Annotated in this window: 23 protein-coding genes; all 23 read right to left on the bottom strand. The window is 48.3% G+C overall.

What is annotated here, in order from left to right; all coding sequences use genetic code 11:
- Nucleotides 1–34: 34 nt before the first annotated feature.
- Complete coding sequence (locus NSS95_RS06085; protein ID WP_014095435.1) at nt 35–895, bottom strand: MinD/ParA family protein; 861 nt, start codon at nt 893–895, stop codon at nt 35–37.
- Nucleotides 892–2,019: a flagellar biosynthesis protein FlhF gene (gene flhF, locus NSS95_RS06080; protein ID WP_014095436.1), complete on the bottom strand. Its 1,128-nt coding sequence runs from the start codon at nt 2,017–2,019 to the stop codon at nt 892–894. Before flhF ends, NSS95_RS06085 begins: the two co-directional genes overlap by 4 nt.
- A complete protein-coding gene (flhA, locus tag NSS95_RS06075) occupies nt 2,016–4,058 on the bottom strand; it encodes a flagellar biosynthesis protein FlhA (protein ID WP_014095437.1) in 2,043 nt (680 codons plus the stop codon). Before flhA ends, flhF begins: the two co-directional genes overlap by 4 nt.
- 31 nt (nt 4,059–4,089) lie before the next feature.
- A complete protein-coding gene (flhB, locus tag NSS95_RS06070) occupies nt 4,090–5,172 on the bottom strand; it encodes a flagellar biosynthesis protein FlhB (protein WP_017551525.1) in 1,083 nt (360 codons plus the stop codon).
- Nucleotides 5,169–5,948: a flagellar biosynthetic protein FliR gene (gene fliR / locus NSS95_RS06065; RefSeq protein WP_017551524.1), complete on the bottom strand. Its 780-nt coding sequence runs from the start codon at nt 5,946–5,948 to the stop codon at nt 5,169–5,171. Before fliR ends, flhB begins: the two co-directional genes overlap by 4 nt.
- A gap of 3 nt (nt 5,949–5,951) precedes the next feature.
- Nucleotides 5,952–6,221 carry a flagellar biosynthesis protein FliQ gene (fliQ, locus tag NSS95_RS06060; RefSeq protein ID WP_014095440.1) on the bottom strand — a complete coding sequence of 90 codons (270 nt, stop codon included), beginning with the start codon at nt 6,219–6,221 and terminating at the stop codon, nt 5,952–5,954.
- Between the two features lie 14 nt (nt 6,222–6,235).
- Nucleotides 6,236–6,901 carry a flagellar type III secretion system pore protein FliP gene (fliP, locus tag NSS95_RS06055; protein WP_014095441.1) on the bottom strand — a complete coding sequence of 222 codons (666 nt, stop codon included), beginning with the start codon at nt 6,899–6,901 and terminating at the stop codon, nt 6,236–6,238.
- Complete coding sequence (locus NSS95_RS06050) at nt 6,894–7,577, bottom strand: flagellar biosynthetic protein FliO (protein ID WP_014095442.1); 684 nt, start codon at nt 7,575–7,577, stop codon at nt 6,894–6,896. Before NSS95_RS06050 ends, fliP begins: the two co-directional genes overlap by 8 nt.
- A 24-nt stretch (nt 7,578–7,601) precedes the next feature.
- A complete protein-coding gene (locus tag NSS95_RS06045) occupies nt 7,602–7,964 on the bottom strand; it encodes a response regulator (protein ID WP_014095443.1) in 363 nt (120 codons plus the stop codon).
- Nucleotides 7,965–7,979: 15 nt separating this feature from the next.
- The gene (gene fliY / locus NSS95_RS06040) at nt 7,980–9,098 is read right to left on the bottom strand and encodes a flagellar motor switch phosphatase FliY (protein ID WP_017551523.1); all 1,119 of its coding nucleotides are present in this window, start codon (nt 9,096–9,098) and stop codon (nt 7,980–7,982) included.
- The gene (fliM, locus tag NSS95_RS06035; RefSeq protein ID WP_014095445.1) at nt 9,088–10,089 is read right to left on the bottom strand and encodes a flagellar motor switch protein FliM; all 1,002 of its coding nucleotides are present in this window, start codon (nt 10,087–10,089) and stop codon (nt 9,088–9,090) included. Before fliM ends, fliY begins: the two co-directional genes overlap by 11 nt.
- 108 nt (nt 10,090–10,197) lie before the next feature.
- Complete coding sequence (gene fliL / locus NSS95_RS06030) at nt 10,198–10,620, bottom strand: flagellar basal body-associated protein FliL (protein ID WP_017551522.1); 423 nt, start codon at nt 10,618–10,620, stop codon at nt 10,198–10,200.
- Nucleotides 10,617–10,832 carry a flagellar FlbD family protein gene (locus NSS95_RS06025; RefSeq protein WP_017551521.1) on the bottom strand — a complete coding sequence of 72 codons (216 nt, stop codon included), beginning with the start codon at nt 10,830–10,832 and terminating at the stop codon, nt 10,617–10,619. Before NSS95_RS06025 ends, fliL begins: the two co-directional genes overlap by 4 nt.
- Before the next feature lie 39 nt (nt 10,833–10,871).
- Nucleotides 10,872–11,636: a flagellar basal body rod protein FlgG gene (gene flgG, locus NSS95_RS06020; protein WP_014095447.1), complete on the bottom strand. Its 765-nt coding sequence runs from the start codon at nt 11,634–11,636 to the stop codon at nt 10,872–10,874.
- Nucleotides 11,637–11,663: 27 nt separating this feature from the next.
- Nucleotides 11,664–12,119, bottom strand: coding sequence for a TIGR02530 family flagellar biosynthesis protein (locus tag NSS95_RS06015; RefSeq protein WP_014095448.1), 456 nt, complete (start codon nt 12,117–12,119; stop codon nt 11,664–11,666).
- An 11-nt stretch (nt 12,120–12,130) separates the two neighbouring features.
- Nucleotides 12,131–12,784, bottom strand: a complete 654-nt coding sequence (gene flgD / locus NSS95_RS06010) for a flagellar hook assembly protein FlgD (protein ID WP_340713836.1) — start codon at nt 12,782–12,784, stop codon at nt 12,131–12,133.
- 5 nt (nt 12,785–12,789) lie between these two features.
- Nucleotides 12,790–14,901 carry a flagellar hook-length control protein FliK gene (locus tag NSS95_RS06005; protein ID WP_017551519.1) on the bottom strand — a complete coding sequence of 704 codons (2,112 nt, stop codon included), beginning with the start codon at nt 14,899–14,901 and terminating at the stop codon, nt 12,790–12,792.
- A 32-nt stretch (nt 14,902–14,933) separates the two neighbouring features.
- The gene (locus tag NSS95_RS06000; RefSeq protein WP_017551518.1) at nt 14,934–15,557 is read right to left on the bottom strand and encodes a MotE family protein; all 624 of its coding nucleotides are present in this window, start codon (nt 15,555–15,557) and stop codon (nt 14,934–14,936) included.
- 22 nt (nt 15,558–15,579) lie between these two features.
- Nucleotides 15,580–16,014 carry a flagellar export protein FliJ gene (gene fliJ / locus NSS95_RS05995; protein ID WP_013859091.1) on the bottom strand — a complete coding sequence of 145 codons (435 nt, stop codon included), beginning with the start codon at nt 16,012–16,014 and terminating at the stop codon, nt 15,580–15,582.
- Nucleotides 16,011–17,336 (bottom strand): flagellar protein export ATPase FliI, encoded by a 1,326-nt coding sequence (gene fliI / locus NSS95_RS05990; RefSeq protein WP_014095452.1) that lies wholly within the window; start codon nt 17,334–17,336, stop codon nt 16,011–16,013. The genes fliJ and fliI overlap by 4 nt, the downstream gene beginning before the upstream one ends.
- Nucleotides 17,333–18,085, bottom strand: coding sequence for a flagellar assembly protein FliH (gene fliH, locus NSS95_RS05985; protein ID WP_014095453.1), 753 nt, complete (start codon nt 18,083–18,085; stop codon nt 17,333–17,335). The genes fliI and fliH overlap by 4 nt, the downstream gene beginning before the upstream one ends.
- Complete coding sequence (gene fliG / locus NSS95_RS05980; protein ID WP_013859088.1) at nt 18,078–19,091, bottom strand: flagellar motor switch protein FliG; 1,014 nt, start codon at nt 19,089–19,091, stop codon at nt 18,078–18,080. The genes fliH and fliG overlap by 8 nt, the downstream gene beginning before the upstream one ends.
- A 12-nt stretch (nt 19,092–19,103) precedes the next feature.
- Complete coding sequence (fliF, locus tag NSS95_RS05975) at nt 19,104–20,693, bottom strand: flagellar basal-body MS-ring/collar protein FliF (RefSeq protein WP_014095455.1); 1,590 nt, start codon at nt 20,691–20,693, stop codon at nt 19,104–19,106.
- Between the last annotated feature and the right edge of the window lie 2 nt (nt 20,694–20,695).

The following is a 20,695-nucleotide window of genomic DNA, read 5'->3' as shown; positions in this document are numbered from 1 at the left end:
TGTCATTTCATTGCCCTGTTATTGTCATGCATGTTTAAGATTTCAACAAAAGCCCCCTCAGTTTCCGCATAAATACCGGTGCGCGCTGGCTGGGCCCGTCCGAATTGCCGGATACATAGCGGTTAAGCAATTCATCGATTCTTCTTGCAGCCGCTGAATGTGGAAATGCACTGTAAAACGGCAGCTGCCTTGATACAGCTTTTTTTACATGCGCATCTTCCGGCACAACGCCGAGAATGTTCACTTCTTTCCCTAAAAATTTCTTAACTGTAAATTGAAGCCGGTTTAACGTCAACATCCCGTCTTTTTCTTTTTCCGCCCGGTTGCAAATTAAATAAAGGGGGGCGCTGAATTGCTGCATGTAAATATATTTCATCATCGAATAAGCATCGGTAATCGCTGTCGGCTCAGGTGTTGTGACAATAAAAATATCATCAGCCGAAAGCAAAATTTTAAGGCTTGATGGCGCGGCGCCGGCACCCATATCGAAAATGATGTAATCAAAATCATACTGGAGCAGTTCGAGCTCTGTGACAAGCCTGGTTACAGCAGCTTCTTCCATCTCGACAATCTGGGCAAACCCGTTGCCGGCAGAAATATAAGAAATACCGGCCGGCCCGTCGCATATCATTTGGGCAAGTGGGATATTCCGGTTGATAAAGTCCGAGATCGTGTATGGTGCGTCAAGCCCGAGAAGGACGTGGATATTGCCCATGCCGACATCCAGGTCAAATAAAAGGACTTTTTTTCCCCTTTCTGCAAGTGCCATTGCCAAATTGACCGAGATGTTGGACTTCCCGACGCCGCCCTTTCCACTTGCGACTGCAAGCGTTTTTGCCGGAATCCCGTGTTGCATTTTTAACTTTGCGCGCAGCTGTTCTGCCTGGTCTCTCATTTGTCGTTCTCCCCAAATACGTATTCGGCAAAAATACCGGGGGTTGCCTCGAGCATATCATCAGGGACATCCTGGCCGTTTGTCACATAAGCACAGCCTTTTCCATACTGTTCCATTAAATTGATCGCAGCGCCGTAAGTGGATGTCTCATCCAGCTTGGTGAAAATAAACCGGTCAATCCTGATGCTTTGAAAACTGTCAAAAACGGCTTTCATATCTTTCTCTTTCATCGTTAACGACAACGTCAGAAAGGTTTCCATTTCCGCATGAAAATCGATGAGTCCTGAAAGCTCGCGGACATATTGCAGCTCCCTGTAATTCCGGCCGGCGGTATCGATAAAAACACGGTCAAAATCGGAAAATTTTTCGATCGCTTTTTTGAAATCGGACAATTTATAGACCACTTCGAGCGGCACATTCAGCAGGTTTGCATACGTTTTTAATTGTTCAATCGCTGCAATCCGATACGTATCCGTTGTAATGAAAGCAATTTTTTCTTTTTTTTCGAGCACGGCCTGTGCAGCCATTTTGGCGAGTGTCGTCGTTTTGCCGACACCGGTTGGGCCGATCAGGTTCACGTACTTTTTCTGGCTCCCCCCGTATGTCAAATGGGCGAGCTTTTTTTGAAGCAGTGCCTTCGCCTGCTTTAAAATTTCGTTTTCCGTCAGATTGCCGTTTGCTTTCTCCCATTCTTCATACAGGGCATCTCCGATCACAACCAGCAGCGATTCATCCAGCCCTTGCTGCAAACCTGTGTTTAATCGTTTTTGAATCGGCAGTGGATACTTTTGGTAAGCGGGATTCCCAAATTTCGACACTTCCTGGACCACTTTTTTCAGCGCTGCGATTTCTTTTTGCAGGCTTTCTTTTTCTGAACGGACGGAGGCATCCGGTGCGCGCGCAGGTTTTTCACCACGGGCAGGGGCCGTTTGTACCGGACTGTTTTTCCCGGCATCCGGGTCAACGGCTGCAATTACTTCGATGTTCCGCTTTTTCATAAATCCAAGAAAGCCTTTGTGCTGGACCACTTTTGAATTTAAAATGACGGCCTGGTCCCCAAGCTCAAGACGGATCTGTTTCATTGCTTCAGACATATTGGGCGCCATAAACTTTTTAATTTTCATTCTATGTTCACCAGCCCTGTGCTTTGTACCTCAACGTTTGCTTCCAGTTCATTATAGGAAAGAACCGGCACCTGAGGAAAGAACCGTTCAATCATTTGCCGCAAATACATGCGGATGGCAGGCGAACAAAGGATGACCGCGGAACTGCCGGTAAGCGATACCCTCTCAACCTGCTGTGCAACGGATTCCACAATTTTTTGCGACACGGACGGGTCCAGGGAAAGATAATTGCCATGTTCCGTACGCTGGATGCCATCCGCAATCAATTTCTCTACTTTCCCCGAAACGGTGATGACTTTTAATTGCCCGTCTTGCGCATATTGCGCCGTAATTTGCCGCGCGAGACTTTGGCGGGCGTATTCCGTCAGCAAATCGGTATCTGTTGTTAATTTACCATAGTCGGCTAACGTTTCAAAGATAATCGGCAGTTTTCGGATGGAAACATTTTCTTTCAAAAGATTCGCCAGCACTTTTTGGATCTCGCCGACGGACAACGGGTTCGGTGTTACCTCTTCCACAAGCACCGGGTACGACTCTTTCAAATGGTCAATCAACGCTTTTGTTTCCTGCCTTCCGAGCAGCATATACGCGTTTTGCCGGATCGTTTCCGTAATATGGGTCGAGACAACCGTCGGGGGGTCCACGACCGTATAGCCCATCATTTCCGCCTGTTCTTTTTGTTCTTCCGTCACCCATTTTGCCGGCATTCCGAAAGCCGGCTCGACCGTCTCAATACCTTCAACGGAGCCGTCATCTTCGCCGGGCGCCATCGCTAAATAATGGTCGAGAAGAAGCTCGCCTTTGGCAAGTTCATTCCCGTTAATTTTCAACCGGTACTCATTCGGCTCAAGCTGGATATTATCGCGGATCCGGACAACCGGAATGACAATGCCGAGTTCGATGGCGAGCTGCCTGCGGATCATGACAATCCTGTCAAGCAAATCGCCCCCCTGGTTGGCATCCACAAGCGGGATCAGGCCGTAGCCGAATTCGAATTCGATCGGGTCAATATCGAGCAGGCTCATGACGCTTTCCGGGCTTTTCAATTCCTCAGGCTGGAGTTCTTCCGCTTTCTCCGCGCTTTCCTGTTCCGTCTTTTTCGGGACTTGCTGGAGCCGGAAACCGCCGATGAACAGCGCCGCTGCCACCGTCATGGTTAAAAAATCATTAATCGGCGTAAACAAGCCGAGCAGAAAGATCGTGCCGCCCGCGACATATAGCATTTTGGGATAGGACAGCATCTGCGCCATTACGTCCTGGCCAAGATTGCCGTCTGATGCCGCCCTCGTGACCACGATCCCGGTTGCTGTCGAAATGAGCAGAGCCGGCACCTGGCTGACAATGCCGTCGCCAACGGTCATCAGCGAAAACTGGCTCGCGGCATCACTAATGGAGAGGCCGAGCTGGGTCATGCCGATAATGATCCCGAAGATAAGATTAATGAGAACGATAATGATGCTGGCAATCGCATCGCCCTTGACAAATTTGCTGGCACCGTCCATCGCGCCGTAAAAGTCTGCTTCCCGGCTGACTTTTTCCCGGCGAGCGCGCGCCTCCTGATCGGATATCATGCCGGCATTCAAGTCCGCATCAATGCTCATTTGCTTGCCCGGCATCGCATCGAGCGTGAACCGGGCCGCGACTTCAGCCACCCGTTCAGCGCCTTTTGTAATCACAATAAATTGGATAATAATCAAAATCGTAAAGACGACTAGCCCGACGACGATGTTGCCGCCGACAACGAACGATCCGAACGTCTCAATGACCCCGCCGGCATTGCCGGTGGAAAGGATCGAGCGGGTGGTTGAGATATTCAGCCCGAGCCGGAATAAGGTTAAAATGAGCAGCAATGACGGAAAGACGGAAAACTGAAGCGGCTCTTTCATATTCATTGAGATTAAAAGTACCATCAATGCAAGAGAAATATTACATATAATTAAAAAGCTCAATGCCCATGTCGGAAAAGGGATAATTAGCATAGTGACGATTAAAATGACACCTGCGATCACGGGAATATCTCTCAAATCTCTTGCACTCATACGGTTTCTCTCCTAACTTGCATGAAAAAGCTTAAATTTTATGCTTGATTTTGTATACGTACGCCAAAATTTCCGCTACTGCTTTAAAAAACTGTTCCGGAATGCGTCCGCCAACTTCCACCTGCTCATAAAGCGCCCTTGCCAGCGGCCTGTTTTCCAGCATGACAATGTCATGCTCTTTTGCGATCGATTTGATTTTTTGGGCAAGGAAGTCCGCTCCTTTTGCCACAACGATGGGCGCATCGCTCTTTGTTTCATCGTAGCGGAGGCAGACGGCAAAATGCGTTGGGTTCGTAATGACGACATCGGCGTTCGGCACTTCCTGCATCATTCTCCGCATCGCCATTTCGCGTTGCTTTTGCCTGATTTTTGATTTAATCAGCGGGTCGCCTTCCATATTTTTAAATTCTTCCTTGATTTCCTGCTTGGACATCCGGATATTTTTTTCAAAATCGAAACGCTGGTACAAGTAATCAAGAACGGCGAGCACAAACAGGGCAACAGAAGCGCTGATGCCGGTTATGGCGGCGAGATGCCCGACTGCAGCCAGCGTATCGCCCGCGCTTTTAAACGGCAGGCCTGAAATATCCTGGATATTGGCCCAAATGACGTAAAAAGCAACAACGCCGACCACCGCCATTTTTAAAACGGATTTTAACAATTCCACAAGCGCCCGGATCGAAAAAATCCGTTTTAATCCGGCGACGGGATTGATTTTGTTTATATTCGGTTTCAGCCCTTCACCGGTAAAAAGGAGGCCGGTTTGGGCCACATTTCCGACCACGCCGGCCAAAAGGGCAACGGCCATAACCGGCAAAAGCATCGAAGCCAGCTGTTTCATGACGCCGGTCATCAATTTGCCAACGCTTTGCTCCGTGACATCCTGCAGCATATATTTTGAAAAAGCCTGGCGAAAGAGTGCCATCATCGGGCTTCCGATCGAGGAGGCCCCGAAATACAAGAACAGAAACACCGCAAGAAGCATGACAGCCGTTACGATATCCTGGCTTTTGGCTGTCTGCCCCTTTTTGCGGGCATCACGCCGCTTTTTCGGCGTTGCCTTTTCTGTTTTCTCCCCTGCGAAAAACTGCAAATCGAGTGAGAGGTGCTTCAAACGGATCCCCCCAACAGTGCCATACAATTCCGCATCGCAACAAACATCCATTCAAACAAATGTTCAACCGCGATATAAATCGTGCCCATTGCCACCGCCAGCGCGATCAAACTAACGGCAATTTTGACCGGAAAGCCGACCACAAAAATATTAAGCTGCGGTACGGTCCGGGCGATGATGCCAAGCGCAATGTCCGTTAAAAACAGGACGGCGACAACAGGTGCCGACATTTGAAAAGCGACGAGAAACACACGGGCCAAAAGGGTTGCCAAATATTTTGCGAGATTGAAAGACCCGAGATGGACCCATGCCTGATCGAGCGGGATAAACGAATAGCTGTAATAAATCCCGTCCAAAAGCAGGTGGTGCCCGTTCAGGGAAAGCAATAAAAGCAGCGCAAAACTGTACAAATATTCCCCGGTAAGCGGCGTTTGCGCCCCTGATTGCGGATCAATCACATTGGCCATGGAAAACCCTGCCTGAAAATCGATAAACGTACCGGCCAATTGCACGGCCGACAAAATGAAATAGGCTACAAAGCCAAGCAGCAGGCCGACAAGTGCTTCTTTAATCATCAGCATAAAATAGGCGCCATCCATGGTGAACGGTTTGGCATGGATCGTGTATGTCACAAGGACGGACAAAAAGAAGCCAAGGCCGATCCGGAACCGGGCCGGTACGCTCCTGTGGGAAAATAACGGCATCATGATAAAAAAAGTGGTGACCCTAATGAAAACGAGTAAAAATATGCTGAATGACGGAATCAGTTCATCCATATGTTAACCTATATATTGTGTTAAATTGGATAAAATTTCTTTTGTGTATGTAAGCATGTGGCTTAGCATCCACGGGCCAAGCAGTACAAGGCCGAGCAGCACCGCAACAATTTTCGGGACAAATGCCAGCGTCTGTTCCTGGATTTGCGTTGCAGCCTGGAAGATACTGACAATCATACCGACGACAAGCGCAATCAATAAAAGCGGACCGCAGACCATAAAGGTCACCATGATGCCTTTTTCGGCCAGTGAAATGACCATTTCCTCACTCAATCCATTCACCTTCTTTAAAAACTTTCAAGCAGCGACTTCACAACAAGATACCATCCGTCCACGAGCACAAACAGTAAGATTTTAAAAGGCAGCGAGATCATCACAGGCGGCAGCATCATCATTCCCATCGACATCAGGACACTTGCCACGACCATATCGATGACAAGAAAAGGAATGAAAATCATGAAGCCCATTTGAAAAGCCGTCTTTAATTCGCTGATTGTAAATGCCGGAACAAGGGTTGTCATTGGAATATCCTGCACCGACTTAGGCTGCTTTTTATGGGCATAATCCAAAAACAGCTGCAAGTCTTTCTGCCGGGTCTCTTTCGCCATAAATTCCTTAAACGGCTTCTGGGCTTTGTCATAAGCCTCTTCCAGCGTCAGTTTATCATGGAACAACGGCGTGAGCGCCTGTTTATTTACCTGTTGAAACGTCGGAGCCATGATAAAAAACGTCAGAAACAGCGCAAGGCCTACGATCACCTGATTCGGTGGGGCTGTCTGCGTGCCGAGCGAAGTCCGGACAAAAGACAGGACAATGACAATCCGCGTAAAAGAAGTCAATAGGATTAAAATGCTCGGTGCCAATGAAAGAACGGTCATAAGCAAAAGGATTTTGACCGAAAGGGAAACGGTATCGCCGGATGTGCTGCTTAATGTATTCAACAACTCATTCATCGTTCTGTTTCTCCTTCTCCCTTTGTTCCAGTTCTTTCATCGCCTGCGCCCGCTCCTCCCTGATCGCGCTAATTTGCGACTTCAGCAAATGCCCGAACGGGGTTGCTTCTGTTTTTGCCCCAGTTTCCCTGTTTTTCACCGCTTTTATGAGCCTTGTCGCAATATCGCGCGGTTCCAGTTGCTGCTCGAGCTTTTGATTGTACTGGTCAACGAACTGCCTGACCTCTTCCTCGTCATCAATTTCTTTGACAAGCTGCACATCGTCCCCGACACCTAAAATAAGAATCCTGTCGCCCGCTTTTACAATTTGCAGCGACTTATTTCCGCCCAAAGGCGTGCCGCCGAAATTCTGTATCATTTTACTGCTTTGATAGGCACGGCTTCTTTTGTTGACAAATTTTAAAACAAAGTATAGTAAACAAATCACGAAAATAAGTGCGAGGATCATCCGCGCAATATCCCCGAAGGTTACCGCCGGATTTGCCGTTTCCGATTGTGTAGCCTGGCTTTCGGATTTTCCGTCCGTTTGTTTTTGACACTGTTTCGGATGGTCGATACATTCTTTCACATTTCCGTTAAAAGAAGCCGCGAGGGCATTGCCGGGTGCCGAAAACCCGTACAGCAGGCACAGCAGAATCCCAAACAGCAAAAGCCCCTTCGTCACTTGGCTTTGCAAATCATTGTCACCTTCCTGGCATCGTCAGCCGAGCGTTTTTTGGATGGCCTCAATTACACGGTCAGCTTGGAACGGTTTGACGATAAAGTCTTTTGCACCGGCCTGGATGGCATCAATGACCATCGCCTGCTGGCCCATTGCCGAACACATGATGACTTTTGCATCCGGGTCGATTTTTTTAATTTCCTTCAGCGCGCTGATCCCGTCCACTTCCGGCATTGTAATATCCATTGTCACAAGATCCGGCCGGTGTTCCTTATATTTTTCGATTGCTTGTGCGCCGTCTCCCGCTTCAGCGACAACGTCATATCCGTTTTTTGTCAGAATGTCTTTAATCATCATGCGCATAAACGCAGCGTCATCTACAATCAAAATTTTCTTTGCCATTTGGATCTTCCCCCATTATCTCAGTTTTTTCAGCCGGTCTTTCTGGCTCACGATATCTGTCACACGCACACCGAAGTTCTCATCAATCACCACCACTTCCCCAATGGCAATTAACTGATGGTTGATGAGAATATCCACGGGTTCTCCGGCGAGCTTGTCCAGTTCCACAATGGAGCCGGCGCCCATCTCAAGAATTTCCCTTACTGTTTTCGATGTCCTGCCCAGTTCAACAGTCACTTCAAGCGGGATATCAAGGAGCATGTCCAGATTTTTCGTTTCAACGCGCGGCGCTGTTTCTTCAAAACTCGTAAAAACAGCTGGCTGCACATTTTGGTACATCTCCTGTTTTGCTGCATTTTGAGCAGGCTCAGCCGGTTTTTCCGCAGCATGGCCGCGCATATTTTGATCCGGCTGCTTTTCCTCTGCTTTTTTTTCAGCTTCGGCGGGTTGTTCAGGATGAATGAGATCGCGCGCCAGTTTTTTCGCAAACGAAAGCGGCAACAGCTGCATGATCTGCGAATCGATTAATGACCCGATCATAATCCGGAACGAGACTTTCACAAGCAAATCCTGGTCCGGAAGCTTGTCCGTGCCTTCGCCTTCCAAAATATTTAAAAGTGAAACGGCCGGCGGGGAAATATCGATTCTTTTATTAAAAACCGTAGACATCGAGGTAGCGGCAGAACCCATCATCTGATTCATCGCTTCCTGTACCGCGCTCAAATGGATCTCATCCAGTTCGCTGCTCGGATTTTCGCCGGTTCCGCCCAGCATCAAGTCGGCAATAATGGCGGCATCGGATTGTTTAATGACGAGCACATTCACGCCGGAAAAGCCCTCCGTGTATTTCACCTGAATGGCCACGTAAGGATGCGGAAATTCATCCGCCAGTTTGTCGTGCCGGACAATGCTGACCTCAGGCGTTGTAATTTCAACTTTTTGTGAAAGCAGGGTGGACAATGCCGTCGCAGAGCTCCCGAACGAAATGTTACCAATTTCCCCAAGCGCATCCCTTTCCATGGAATCGAGATAATCTTCCACACGGAGGGAATCTTTGGCGCTTGCGTCTTCCAGATTTGCAGTGCCGTTAAGAAGGGCATCAATTTCTTCTTGCGACAGCATATCATCGCTCATACTGTTCTTCTTCCCCTTCCTCTATGATATCAAGGATTTGGACAGCCATTTTAGTGCCTTGCTTGCCCGGCTGCCCAATGAATTTCGGAATTTTATCCACCTTGACAACCAACGGCTCTTCAATGGTTTGGTTCAGCCGTATACAGTCGCCAATTTCCAGATTCAGAAAATCTTCAATTTTTATTGTTGCCGTCCCCAGTTCGGCGGTGAGCGGCACTTTTGCCTCCTTAATGCCTTCTTCGAGCAGGCGGATATTATTCGGGTCCGGTTCCTTTCCGGCATGCTGCATCCAATAATGCCCGGACAATTTCGGCATCATCGGGTCAAGCACCACTTGCGGCAGGCATAAATTGATCATGCCGCTTGTATCGCCGATGGTCGTGTTGAGAGAAATGACGACCACGGTTTCATTCGGAGAAATCATCTGTAGAAACTGCGGATTGACTTCCAGTTCAGTCAGAAAGGGATTGATCTCGATGATCTCGCTCCACGCTTCCTTTAACTGGTCGATGGTCTGGTCAAAAATTCTCGTCATGATTTTCTTTTCAATCTCAGTGAGTTTGTCAATTTTATTGATGCTTTCCCCGTACCCTCCCAACACACGATCCATCATCGTATAGGCAATGTTCGGGTTAATTTCCATAATAATATTCCCGTCAAGCGGGGGAACTTCATAAACCGTCAAAAGGGTCATTTTCGGTATCGAACGGATAAATTCCTCATACGGAATCTGGTCAGCCGATGCAACGGAAATCTGCACGTAAGTCCGGAGCTGGGCAGATAAAAAGGTTGTCAGAATCCTTGAGAAGTTTTCATGAATTCTTGTCAGGCTTCTGATCTGGTCTTTTGAAAACCGGAGTGCCCGCTTGAAATCATATACTTTGACTTTCCGGGTTTCCTCTTTTTTTATTTCCTCCGCGTTCATTTCCCCCGTTGACAGGGCGGATAGCAGCGCATCAATTTCAGACTGCGATAAAATATCTTCCGGCAAGTTTACCCACCCCCCTTGTTTACATACAGGCACAGGGGCCGGACTGCCTGCTGCGGCACTGCCTGTTTGCTACACTCTGCCTTTATTGCTTCAACAGGCGGCATACTTTTATTGGATAACAAAGGAAGTAATATATACATTTACAACTTCGCCGTCCTGCATCATTTTATTTAACCGGTTTTTTATGTCTGTTTTGAACTTTTGCTTCCCCTTTTCAGCTTGCAAATCCTGCATGTTCATATTTGACAGCTCGTCAATCATAATGTCCTTGATTTGAAAATCTCTTTTTGTCAGTTCTTCTTTTGCTTTTTTATTGTTTCCTTCAATTTTGATGGCAATCTGGACGATGTGGTTGTCTTTCAGATTGGTTGTCATCGTGTCAATGTCCACGGAAGAATCGACAACTTCATCAATGTTTGGCCCTTTTGCCTTTGTTGCCTCGTTCGATTTATAGATGACGATGATGGTGATGATGCCGGCCAGTAAAATGACGGAAATCATCACAAGCATGATCCGCACCATTTTATTCATTCCGGCCCCTCCTCCCCGGTATTTCTTCCAAGCAAAGAAACAGACCGGAAAAAGGCGGTCACTTTTTGCTCGATTTCTTTGCTCGACTCCCTAACAATATAAGCGTGTCCGTTTGTCAGGATGATTCTTGTATCCGGCATGCTTTCCACCGTTTCAATATGAATGGCGTTAATCCAGAATGCCCTGCCGTTTAATTTTGTCACTTCAATCACATTATGCGGGCCGGGGCTAGAGCCCTGGCCCCCTTCCCCCTATCGTTTCAGATTGACAAGTTCCTGCAGAATTTCATCGGATGTCGTAATAATTCTTGTATTCGCCTGAAACCCGCGTTCTGCTACGATCATATTGGTCAACTCTTCCGACAGGTCGACATTGGACATTTCGAGATAGCCGGATTTGATTGTGCCTGCACCGTTTTGTCCCGGCTGGCTTACTGTGACCGTCCCCGCATTGGAATTCGTTGTGGTATATAAATTACCGCCGACTTTTGTCAGCCCGGCAGGATTCTGGAAAGTGGCAATGCTGATTGTTCCAATTGTATTGCCATCCTGATCGGTAATGGTTCCGTCTGTTGCGACTGAAAAGCTTTTGACATTTGCGCCAAGGGTGATGGCTTGTCCATTTGTACCCAGCACAGTAAAACCTTCTGAATTGACGAGTCTTCTGTTATCATCAAAGTAAAAATTGCCGGCACGCGTATAGTACGTGTTGTTGCCATCGGCTACTCTGAAATATCCGTCTCCTGTAATCGCAAAGTCAAGGGGACGCCCCGTTGATTCCGGACTTCCTGAAGTATCAACGGTATCAATTGAACCGATCTGAGACCCAAGGCCTACCTGCTGGGCGCTTGTGCCGGGCGTCGCGCTGGCTAGCGTCTGGCTGATCGCATCTTTAAACGTCACACGCCCTTTTTTGTACCCGTAAGTATTCACATTTGCGATGTTGTTTCCGATTGTATCAAGTTCTGTTTGAAAGTTTTTCATGCCGCTTACACCTGAATATAATGAACGTAACATTGCATTAACCCCTCTCCATTTTTGTTTTCAGCTGCGTCTGTCATTCGGCAGCTGCGGCCTTCCTTCCGGTCCGGCCGGTGATTCTAAAATGATGGCGCCGTTAATATTGCTGAAAATTTGGGAACCGGCTTCACTTCGGTCCATTGCAGTAATCACGGTTGCATTTTTTGCGCTGACGATCAGCGCGACATCATCTGCCAAGACCAGTGTCTCATCCAACCCTTTTTGCTTTGCCTCCGCCACCTTTTCGCTGATCTGTTTCCAAGTGGAATCGTCCAGTTCAATCCCCCGTTCCTGCAGCCTTTCGCCGGCGTGTTTGCTGATTTTTAATGTGGCTGGTTCAGACTGCCCGGACAATGCCTGCTTGAAATAATCCGAAAAATGGCCGGTTTGGTTCTTCCCCTGGCCGGATTCTCGCGTTCCATCAAGAGAACGCACAGGCGCGGTTCGCTGCAATGGAATGGACGGATAGGATTGATCCATTCAATCACTTCCTAGTTTGCAATTTTCGTAAGCTGCCCGCTTGCGGCTTTTTGCCCGTTATCAAGTGTAAAGACGAGGCTGCCGTTTTGGATGGCAACGGCACTGACCGAAGCTGTTTCTTCTTTTCCGGCATCATTTGTATAGGCCACTTTTTTTCCAATCAAATGGCTTGCCTGAATCAATGCTGCTTCTTTTGAAGTGTTGCTATTGATCCCTCTCATATCGGAAGAACTGATTTTCGTTCCGTCATCCAGCGTGAAGGTAACTGCATTGTCATCCCCAAACGAAATGCCGGTAATCGTCCCGGTTCCCGACTTAACGGATGCTGTTCCGTCATCTGCTGTTTCCGTTTTCTCCCAGGAAACCGTTCTCCCGATATACTGCGTATATGCAATTTGTTGCGATTGCTGCGAAAGTTTGATCAGATTGTCGATATCGTTTTTCAGATTGGTCATTTGCTCCAATGAAGAGAACTGCGCCATTTGTGAGACAAATTGCGTGTCGTCCATTGGCTTGGTCGGATCCTGGTTTTGAAGCTGGGCAATCAATATTTTCAAAAAAGCATCTTTATCCAACGTCTTACTCCCCGTACGCGTGCCGGTAGCTGTATTTTGATTGCTTAACAGCAGGCTTGGGTCACTTGGGTCAATAGAAGTCAAAGTCATTTCACCTACGCTTCCGCATCAATCATATTGTTTTCCAGCATGGATGAGAAATGTCCCGGTTCCGGGTTTTCCCGACGTCTTTGCTGCTGTTGCCGTTGTTCGCGGCCCCCGCTGTCCCCGGGCTGGCCGTGGGCGGTTTGTGCCGCTGTGTCACGGTATTCAATATCCATTTTTGTTAACTGGACCTGCTGGCCTGCCAAAGCATGTTTAAGCTGCTGGAGCTGGGAATCAAGCAAATCTTTTGCCGCTCCCGTGTCGGTCAGGATTTTTGCGACCAGTTTTCCGTCCTGCTCAAGCAATTCCACGCGCAAAGAACCGAGGTTTTCCGGTTCAAGCCGGATCAACAGCCTGTTTGCGCCTTTATGGCTGGAATAGGCCGCCTTTTGAATGATATTGGCGAATTCCTGGACAAACTGCCGGTACGAAACCGGGTTGTGTTTTTCGCCAGTATAAAGGACGAGCTGTTCCACTTTGCCAGAGAGTGAAAATGCCGGGGGTGTATTGCTGTTTCCGTTTATTTCTTCGGCTGCTTCGAGATGGCTGCTGTTATGCGCAACAGGGCTTCTTTTTCCGGTTTCCCATCCGTTTGCCCATCCATCTTCGGTGCTGTCGTTTCCGGATTGTCCTGTCTGCTGGATTTCCCGGGAAAAATCCAATGCGGCATGCCGGCTGCTGTCTTCTAGTTTTCTGTTTTCCTGCTGGGGACCCCAATTTTGGCCAGGTACAGCAATCCGGCCATTTTCACCAGCTGTTGCCTGCGTCTTCACCCGGCCGTTGCTTCCCGGCATTCCGTCTTCCATGAGCTCAATATGCTGGCTTGCAGCAGCCTGCACCTCATCAACCGTTGTTTTTAGCGCCTTGAGCTGGCTGCCATCTGCAGGCTGCCCGGTATTTGCCTCTAGATGGGCGGTCGTTTTCACACTGGGCACCTGATTTTGCAATGGCCCGCCTGTCCCGCTTTCACCATTGCCCCGGATCGCTGCTTTGCCATTTTGCGCGTCCGCTCCTGAAGTACCCGCCTGCAGCGGTTTTGCAGCCGGATTCCCAGCATTTTCATCCGCGGCGACGGATTCTGCCGCCAGACTAAATGGCACCCCTTCCTGCCGGGATGAGCGGCCATCCTTTGATAAGGCTTCCGTCACTCCATTGTTATCCGTTTTTAGCAGTGCTGTTCCGGTGGTGCCCGTGCCTGCAGCAGCCGGTTCGCTTCCTTCATTTGCCGGAGATGCCGCTGCCGTCATATCCGGAACCGCCCTGTTTGCAGAAAACAGCCCGTTTTGAAGCAGCACCCGGTTGCTTTCCTGCCCATTTTGCGCCGAGTTGGCATGGTCCGGATTGGAAGCCATTCCTAGAGCCGCGGCAGCTGGAGATAAAGGAAGAACAGGTGCTTTTTTAAACAGCGATGGATCCGCTTTTTCGCCGGATAAATGCAAATAAGCAGTTTTTAATATTTCTTCTTTTACGGCAATGCCCGGCTGTTGCGGCGCGCTTGAAACCGTCTGCCCCGCGTTTAGTGCATCTGCTGAAATGGCCTTGAGAAAACGGCCGATTTTTTCGGACAACTGGGCTAATTGTTCCGTTGTCTGCATCATGTTGATGCCTGCTGCTGTATTTTCGGGATACGTTTTTAGAACAGCCCCCGCCTGCCTGAGCAATGTTTCCGCATCTTCAAGGCCGAGCTTTATTAAAGACGGGACTGGCATGGAGGCGAGCATTTGTGCCATATTCATGATGGCAGCTGCGGCATCGCCCGTTTCGATGGCCGTTTTTGTTTCTTGTATCTTTTTTTTGCTGTTTTCGTCTTCAGCGCCGGCAAACCGCACAATCCGGTTGAAAAGGGCGGAAACGGCCTGCATATCAGCCCTTTCTTCCTGGCTTCCATCTTCTGCAGCCTGTTCCGTTGCCCCAGCCTTTTCCGTTAAAACCGCGACAATCCTTTGTTGAAGCTTTTGGCAAACATGCACTGCCTCCTCGTTCTCCGGCATCCGGCCGCTGTCCTGGCCGGCAAGGCTCAATTGCTGAAAAAACCCGGATGGCTGCGTCTGCAGTTGCGCGCCAGACGTTTGCGTACCCGGCGGAGAAAATGGTACAGCTGGAAGAGCCGAATTTACATTCATGTTTTCACCTCCTTTCAAGTTTGCCGGACGGCTTATGATCCTGTACGCCCGAGCATTTGGGTGTATTTTGCTGCTTTATCGGCACTCATTTTTTCAAGGACGTTCGCCAGTGTTTCCGAACTGAGCTGGGAAAGGATTCCCGTTGCTTCCTGATCGCTCATTTTTTGAATAATGGCAGCCGCATTTTCCGGATTCATATTTTCATAGGTGCTTGCGATTTCTTTTAATTTTTTCTGATTGGCTGCCTGTTGTTGCTGGGCTTTCTTCAATTGCTGCTTCAGATCAGAGACGGTTTGTTTCATTTTCAAATTGTTCTGTTGGCTTTTGTCCAGTTCGGATTGCAGCTTGCTGATTTCTTTGTCTTTTTCTGACGCCTGTTTTTGTAAAGAACGGATCTGGCTTTTATACTGTGTTTCACTGAACGTGCCGCTTTGCTTCTCCCCTTTTTCGTTCCCGCCTGTGCCAAACATCCCGGTCACCTGATGGGCGAGGCCCGATGCTTTACTGATCACATTGACACCCGAGATAGTAGCGATAATGATCGCCATCGCGGTGGCAAACAGTAGCGGAATCAGGATCACGTAAAAAAACCACTGCAGTTTACCGCCTTTTTTTTCTTCTGCTGCTGTCTCGATTTCTTCCATTTGTTTGCGCATAACATCACCCGGTTTTCAGGCTTTAGTGATAAAAAGTCTGGGTTGAAATTTCATCTGCCTGCTTTTCTTCCTGTATTTTCAGTTTCATCAGAAAACGGCCATAATCTTTGTCTTTCAGTTTTTCGTATTTTTTGACTTCTATATTTTTCTCCTGCAGTTTCTGCTGATGCCAGTTCATCCGGTTTCGTGCATTCATGACGAGGCTCTGATAATAATGGATTGATTTTTCAATATCATCAATAAACCGCCGGTAATGCCGGATTTCCTGGACGGAAAGGCCCGCTTTCATTTTTTCAGCCTGGTGGGCTTCCAGGTCTTCTTTCTTTTTCAAAAGCGCGTACAGCTCCCGGGCCACATTTTCAAATGCCTGTACCGCATTTTTGTATGCACTGAGCGCCTCGTCTTTTTCCTTTTCTTTGACATCAAGGATTTTCTCGAATTTATAATGATAATTCATGCCCACTCACCCGTTTCCGCAAGTCCGATTAAAGCCCGGATACTGCTTTCCATACTATAGGTTTCGTCGGTGCTTTGTTTGATAAAAGAAACGATTTTCGGATAGCGTTCGATCGCTTCATCAATTTCTTTTGATGCGCCCGGTTTATAAGCGCCGATATTGATCAGGTCCTCTGAATTCAAATAAGTGCTTAACTGTTCGCGAATCTTTTCTGCGGCTTTTTTGTGTGCAGGACTGGCAAGTTGGCTCATCAGTCGGCTAACGCTTTTTAAAATATTGATAGCCGGGTATTGCCCTTTATTTGCCAAATCCCTGTCCAGAACAAAATGCCCGTCTAAAATGCCGCGCACCGTATCGGCAATCGGTTCATTCAAATCATCCCCGTCGACAAGCACGGTGTAGATCCCGGTAATCGTGCCGGACTCATTTGTTCCGGTCCTTTCCAAAAGTTTCGGCAAAATCGCGAAAACGGACGGGGTATATCCTTTTGTAGCCGGCGGTTCCCCCGTTGCCAGTCCGACTTCACGCTGGGCCATCGCGACCCGGGTAACCGAGTCCATCATAAACATGACATTTAGCCCCTGGTCCCTGAAATATTCCGCTATCGCTGTTGCTGTATAGGCGCCTTTAATCCGCATCAATGCCGGCTGGTCGCTTGTTGCCACGACAACAATGGACTTTTTTAAACCTTCAGGGCCGAGATCTTGTTCAATAAATTCCCTTACTTCCCTGCCCCGCTCCCCGATTAGGGCGATCACATTCAGATCGGCATTTGTGTTGCGTGCAATCATGCCGAGCAGGGTGCTTTTGCCGACGCCGCTTCCAGCAAATATGCCGATCCGCTGGCCTTTTCCAACCGTCAGCAGACTGTCGATCGCGCGGACGCCAAGCTCAATCGGTTCCCTGATCGGCGGGCGCTTGAGCGGGTTGGGGGGCGTCCGGTCGATCGGAATCGGTTTTAGGCCGGCGGGAAGCGGGGAATGGTCGAGCGGCACGCCCAAAGGATCAATGACTTTCCCCAACAGCCGTGGGCCTGCTTTCACCCGCATCGGTTTCCCTGTTGCTTCCACAAGGCTGCCGGGAGAAATTTCTTGGATGTTCGTATAAGGCATTAAAATAACATTCCCGTCACGGAACCCGACAACTTCGGCAATGATTTTTTTCGTATTTTTTTTGTTATCCACATGAATATAACAGACGTCACCGATGGAGCTTTCCGGCCCGAGTGATTCGATCATTAAGCCGATCACTCTTTTTACTTTTCCGTAATGTTTAAACGTCCCAATTTCGGGTATATAGTCTAAGAGATCGGTTGCTTTCATTCCGCATCCTCCCCGATCAGTTCCAAAAGCTTTGCCTTAAGTTCAGACAGCTGGCTGTCAATGCTTGCATCAATCCTGCCGCTGCCGCTTTCAATATAGACCTGGTACGGTTCAAGCGAATCATCCGGGTAGACATAGCATTTTGTATCGTTCGGGAAGAGGGCATCCAGTTCTTCCTTGTTGTCCATGACGAAGGCGTACTGCCCCGGATGGATATGGAGATCGACTTCTTTATACCCAGTCGCTTCTTTTAATACGTTTTTTACGATGGCAAACATTTTTTCGGGGGATGTTTCAAGTGTGTCTTGCAAAATTTTCCCCGCTGCTTTCATCGCAATTTCCAAAATATCTTTTTCCGATGCTTCTAAATGTTTTTTGAACGCCTCTTTGGAACGGTTGACGATGTCAATGGACTCGTTTAAATGGTCGCGGATGCTTTCAAACCCTTCCTTGCGGCCATCTGCATAACCGGCTTCAAACCCTTGGCGCTGTGCTTGTTCGGTGAGCTTTGCTTTTTCCTGCTCCCACTGTTTTTTCTCTTCGGCAATTTGCCGGCGTACTGCTTCTGCTTCTTTTTGACTGTCTAAAAGCAGGCGCTCTGCCTCGGTTTGATATTTTGCGAAAATATCCTCTTTCACAGCGGTTGCATCTCCCGTTTCTTCGGGCAAAGCCGGGAGCCGGCGCACGCTGATTACGCGCATTTTGGAAACAACACCTGCATCTTGCTTTGTTTTAATAATATTAGACAATGATGTCGTCGCCTCCGTTCCTTGCGATAATGATTTCGCCGCTGTCTTCCAGCCTGCGGATAATGGACACAATTCTCGACTGGGCTTCTTCGACTTCACGCAGCCGCACCGGGCCCATATATTCCATTTCTTCTTTCATGGAATCGGCCATCCGTTGCGACATATTGCGGAAAATAATTTCTTTTACTTCGTCGCTTGAGACTTTCAGTGCAAGAAGCAGGTCTTCATTTTCGCATTCGCGGATGACGCGCTGAATGGAACGATTGTCAAGGGTGACGATATCTTCAAATACAAACATTCGTTTTTTGATTTCTTCGGCAAGTTCGGGATCTTTCTGTTCCAGCGAGTCAAGGATCGTTTTCTCTGTCGTACGATCGACCCCGTTCAACACTTCGACAACGGATTCCACCCCGCCTGTCTGCGTATAATCCTGTGTCACCGTCGCGGACAGCTTTCTTTCCAAAATGGCTTCCACTTCGCTGATAATTTCAGGGGATGTGCCTTCCATTAAGGCAATTCTTCTGGCAATGTCCCCCTGCATTTCAGGCGGAAGCTCGGAAAGAATCTGCCCGGCTTTTTCCGGATCCAGGTAGGACAGAATCAAGGCGATCGTCTGCGGGTGTTCATCCTGGATAAAATTCAGAATCTGGGCCGCATCTGCTTTTCTAGCAAAATCAAACGGGCGCACCTGCAGCGATGAAGTGAGCCGGTTGATGATGGATGCCGCCTGTTCCGGGCCGAGTGCTTTTTCGAGAATCATTTTGGCATAACCGATTCCGCCCTGGGTAATATAGTCCTGTGCCAAAGCAATATGGTGAAATTCGGTCAGCACTTTTTCCTTCGTTTCATTGTCGACTTTTCTGACGCCTGAGATTTCCAGCGTCAGCTTTTCGATTTCTTCTTCTGTTAAATGTTTGTAGACGGATGCCGATACGTCCGGGCCGAGAGAAATCAAGAGAATGGCTGCTTTTTCTTTGCCGGATAACGTTTTTTCTTTACTTGCCATCTTGTTTCCCTCCTATTCTTCGGAAAGCCATGACCGCAATAGTTTCGCAAACTCATCCGGTTTTTCCTTTGCCATTTTTTCAAGCTGTTTCCGCCTTGCTGAAGCGTCGGTTTCCTGTTCCTCATTTACGTCCGGAATGCGGGGCGGTGCCGGTTTTTCCGGCGTTTCTTCCGCCATCTCTTCTTCAGCCTCCGAAGCGGCCCGCCTTCTGTTGCGGATCATGAAGAAGATGAGCCCGGCTATCACGAGAAGCAAACCTCCGCCAATCGCGTATACCCACCACGGAATCGAAGCTTTTTTCGCCTTCTCCGGCGCATTGGCTGCAAATGGCTGGACGGAAACTGCGATTTTATCGGCAACCGTTTGATTGGTCAGCCTTGTGCCGCTTGACTTGTCAATCGACGTTCTGACAATCGTAGAAAGCATCGATTTAATATCTTTTAACCGGGAAGCGGGCAAGGAAGACCGTTTTGTTCTGACCGGCGGCTCGACCATGACTTCTATGCCGAGATCGCGGATTTTGTACGGGCTCTCTGTAATTTTCCGTTTAATCCGGTTTACTTCGTAGTTGATCGTGTCACTTGTTTTGGAATACGTCCCGTTCCCGTTCGACCCGGATACATACGAAGAGCCGACAGAATCTGTACTGCCAGATGGCGTTCCGGCTGCTGCGCCTGTACCCTGGTATGTTTCCTGGATTTTTTTGGCGCTGATTTCAATGCCTTTCATATTCGTCTTATCAACCGGTTCAACGAGATCTTCCTCGCGTTTTTCCTGCGTAAAATCGATATCCGCTGTAACGGTGACAACCGCTTTTCCTGCACCCATCAGTGTGGAAAGCATCGTTTGCACCTGCTGCTGAATATCCCGTTCAATTTGTTTTTTGATCGCCTGCTGCTGTGTATAAGCATTTCCGGAAGAATTTGAAGAATTTAAGTCATAGTACTCAAAATTCTGGTTCATAATGACGATATTATCGGTAGGAAGATTCGGAACGCTTTTTGAAACAAGATTGTAAACGGCTTTTATCTGGTTTTGGTCCAATTCATAACCGGGTTTTAACGTCAGGACAACCGATGCGGAAGCTTTTGCCTGGCTGTCGGCTACGAAGACGCTTTGGTTCGGAAGATTGATCATCACCTTTGCTTTTTCGACGCCGTCCATCTGTTCAATCAGATTTTCCAGTTCCGTCTGCATCGCATCGAGCTTTACGACGTTAAATTCATTGTCTGTCATCCCGAATTTTGCATTCTGGCTGAAAAAAGAATAGTCGATGCTGCCGGTCTTTGGCAGCCCTTTTGCAGCCAATGTGACTTTCAAATCGTCCACCTGGTCTTCAGGCACTTCGATCGTTTTGCCACCATCCGTGATTTTGGACGGTACGCCTTCCTGGTCCAGTTCGTCCTTGATGGATCCTGTTTCGGAGACATCCAGCCCGCTGTAGAGCGGCGCGTATTTTGTTTTTGTCATAAAATAAGTGATTCCGGCAGCAAGTACCAGCATAAGGGCAACGGCGGATATGCCGATTGTTTTCTGCTTCTTGCTCCTGCTTTTCCAAAACCCCTTCAGGTTTTGAAAAGATTGTTTTAACTTTTCATTCATCA

The sequence above is a fragment of the Weizmannia sp. FSL K6-3076 genome (assembly GCF_038007245.1).
Classification (GTDB): domain Bacteria; phylum Bacillota; class Bacilli; order Bacillales; family Bacillaceae_C; genus Weizmannia; species Weizmannia faecalis.
Note: the sequence above shows the minus strand (reverse complement) of the source record. Positions and strands in the feature narration are given on the sequence as shown.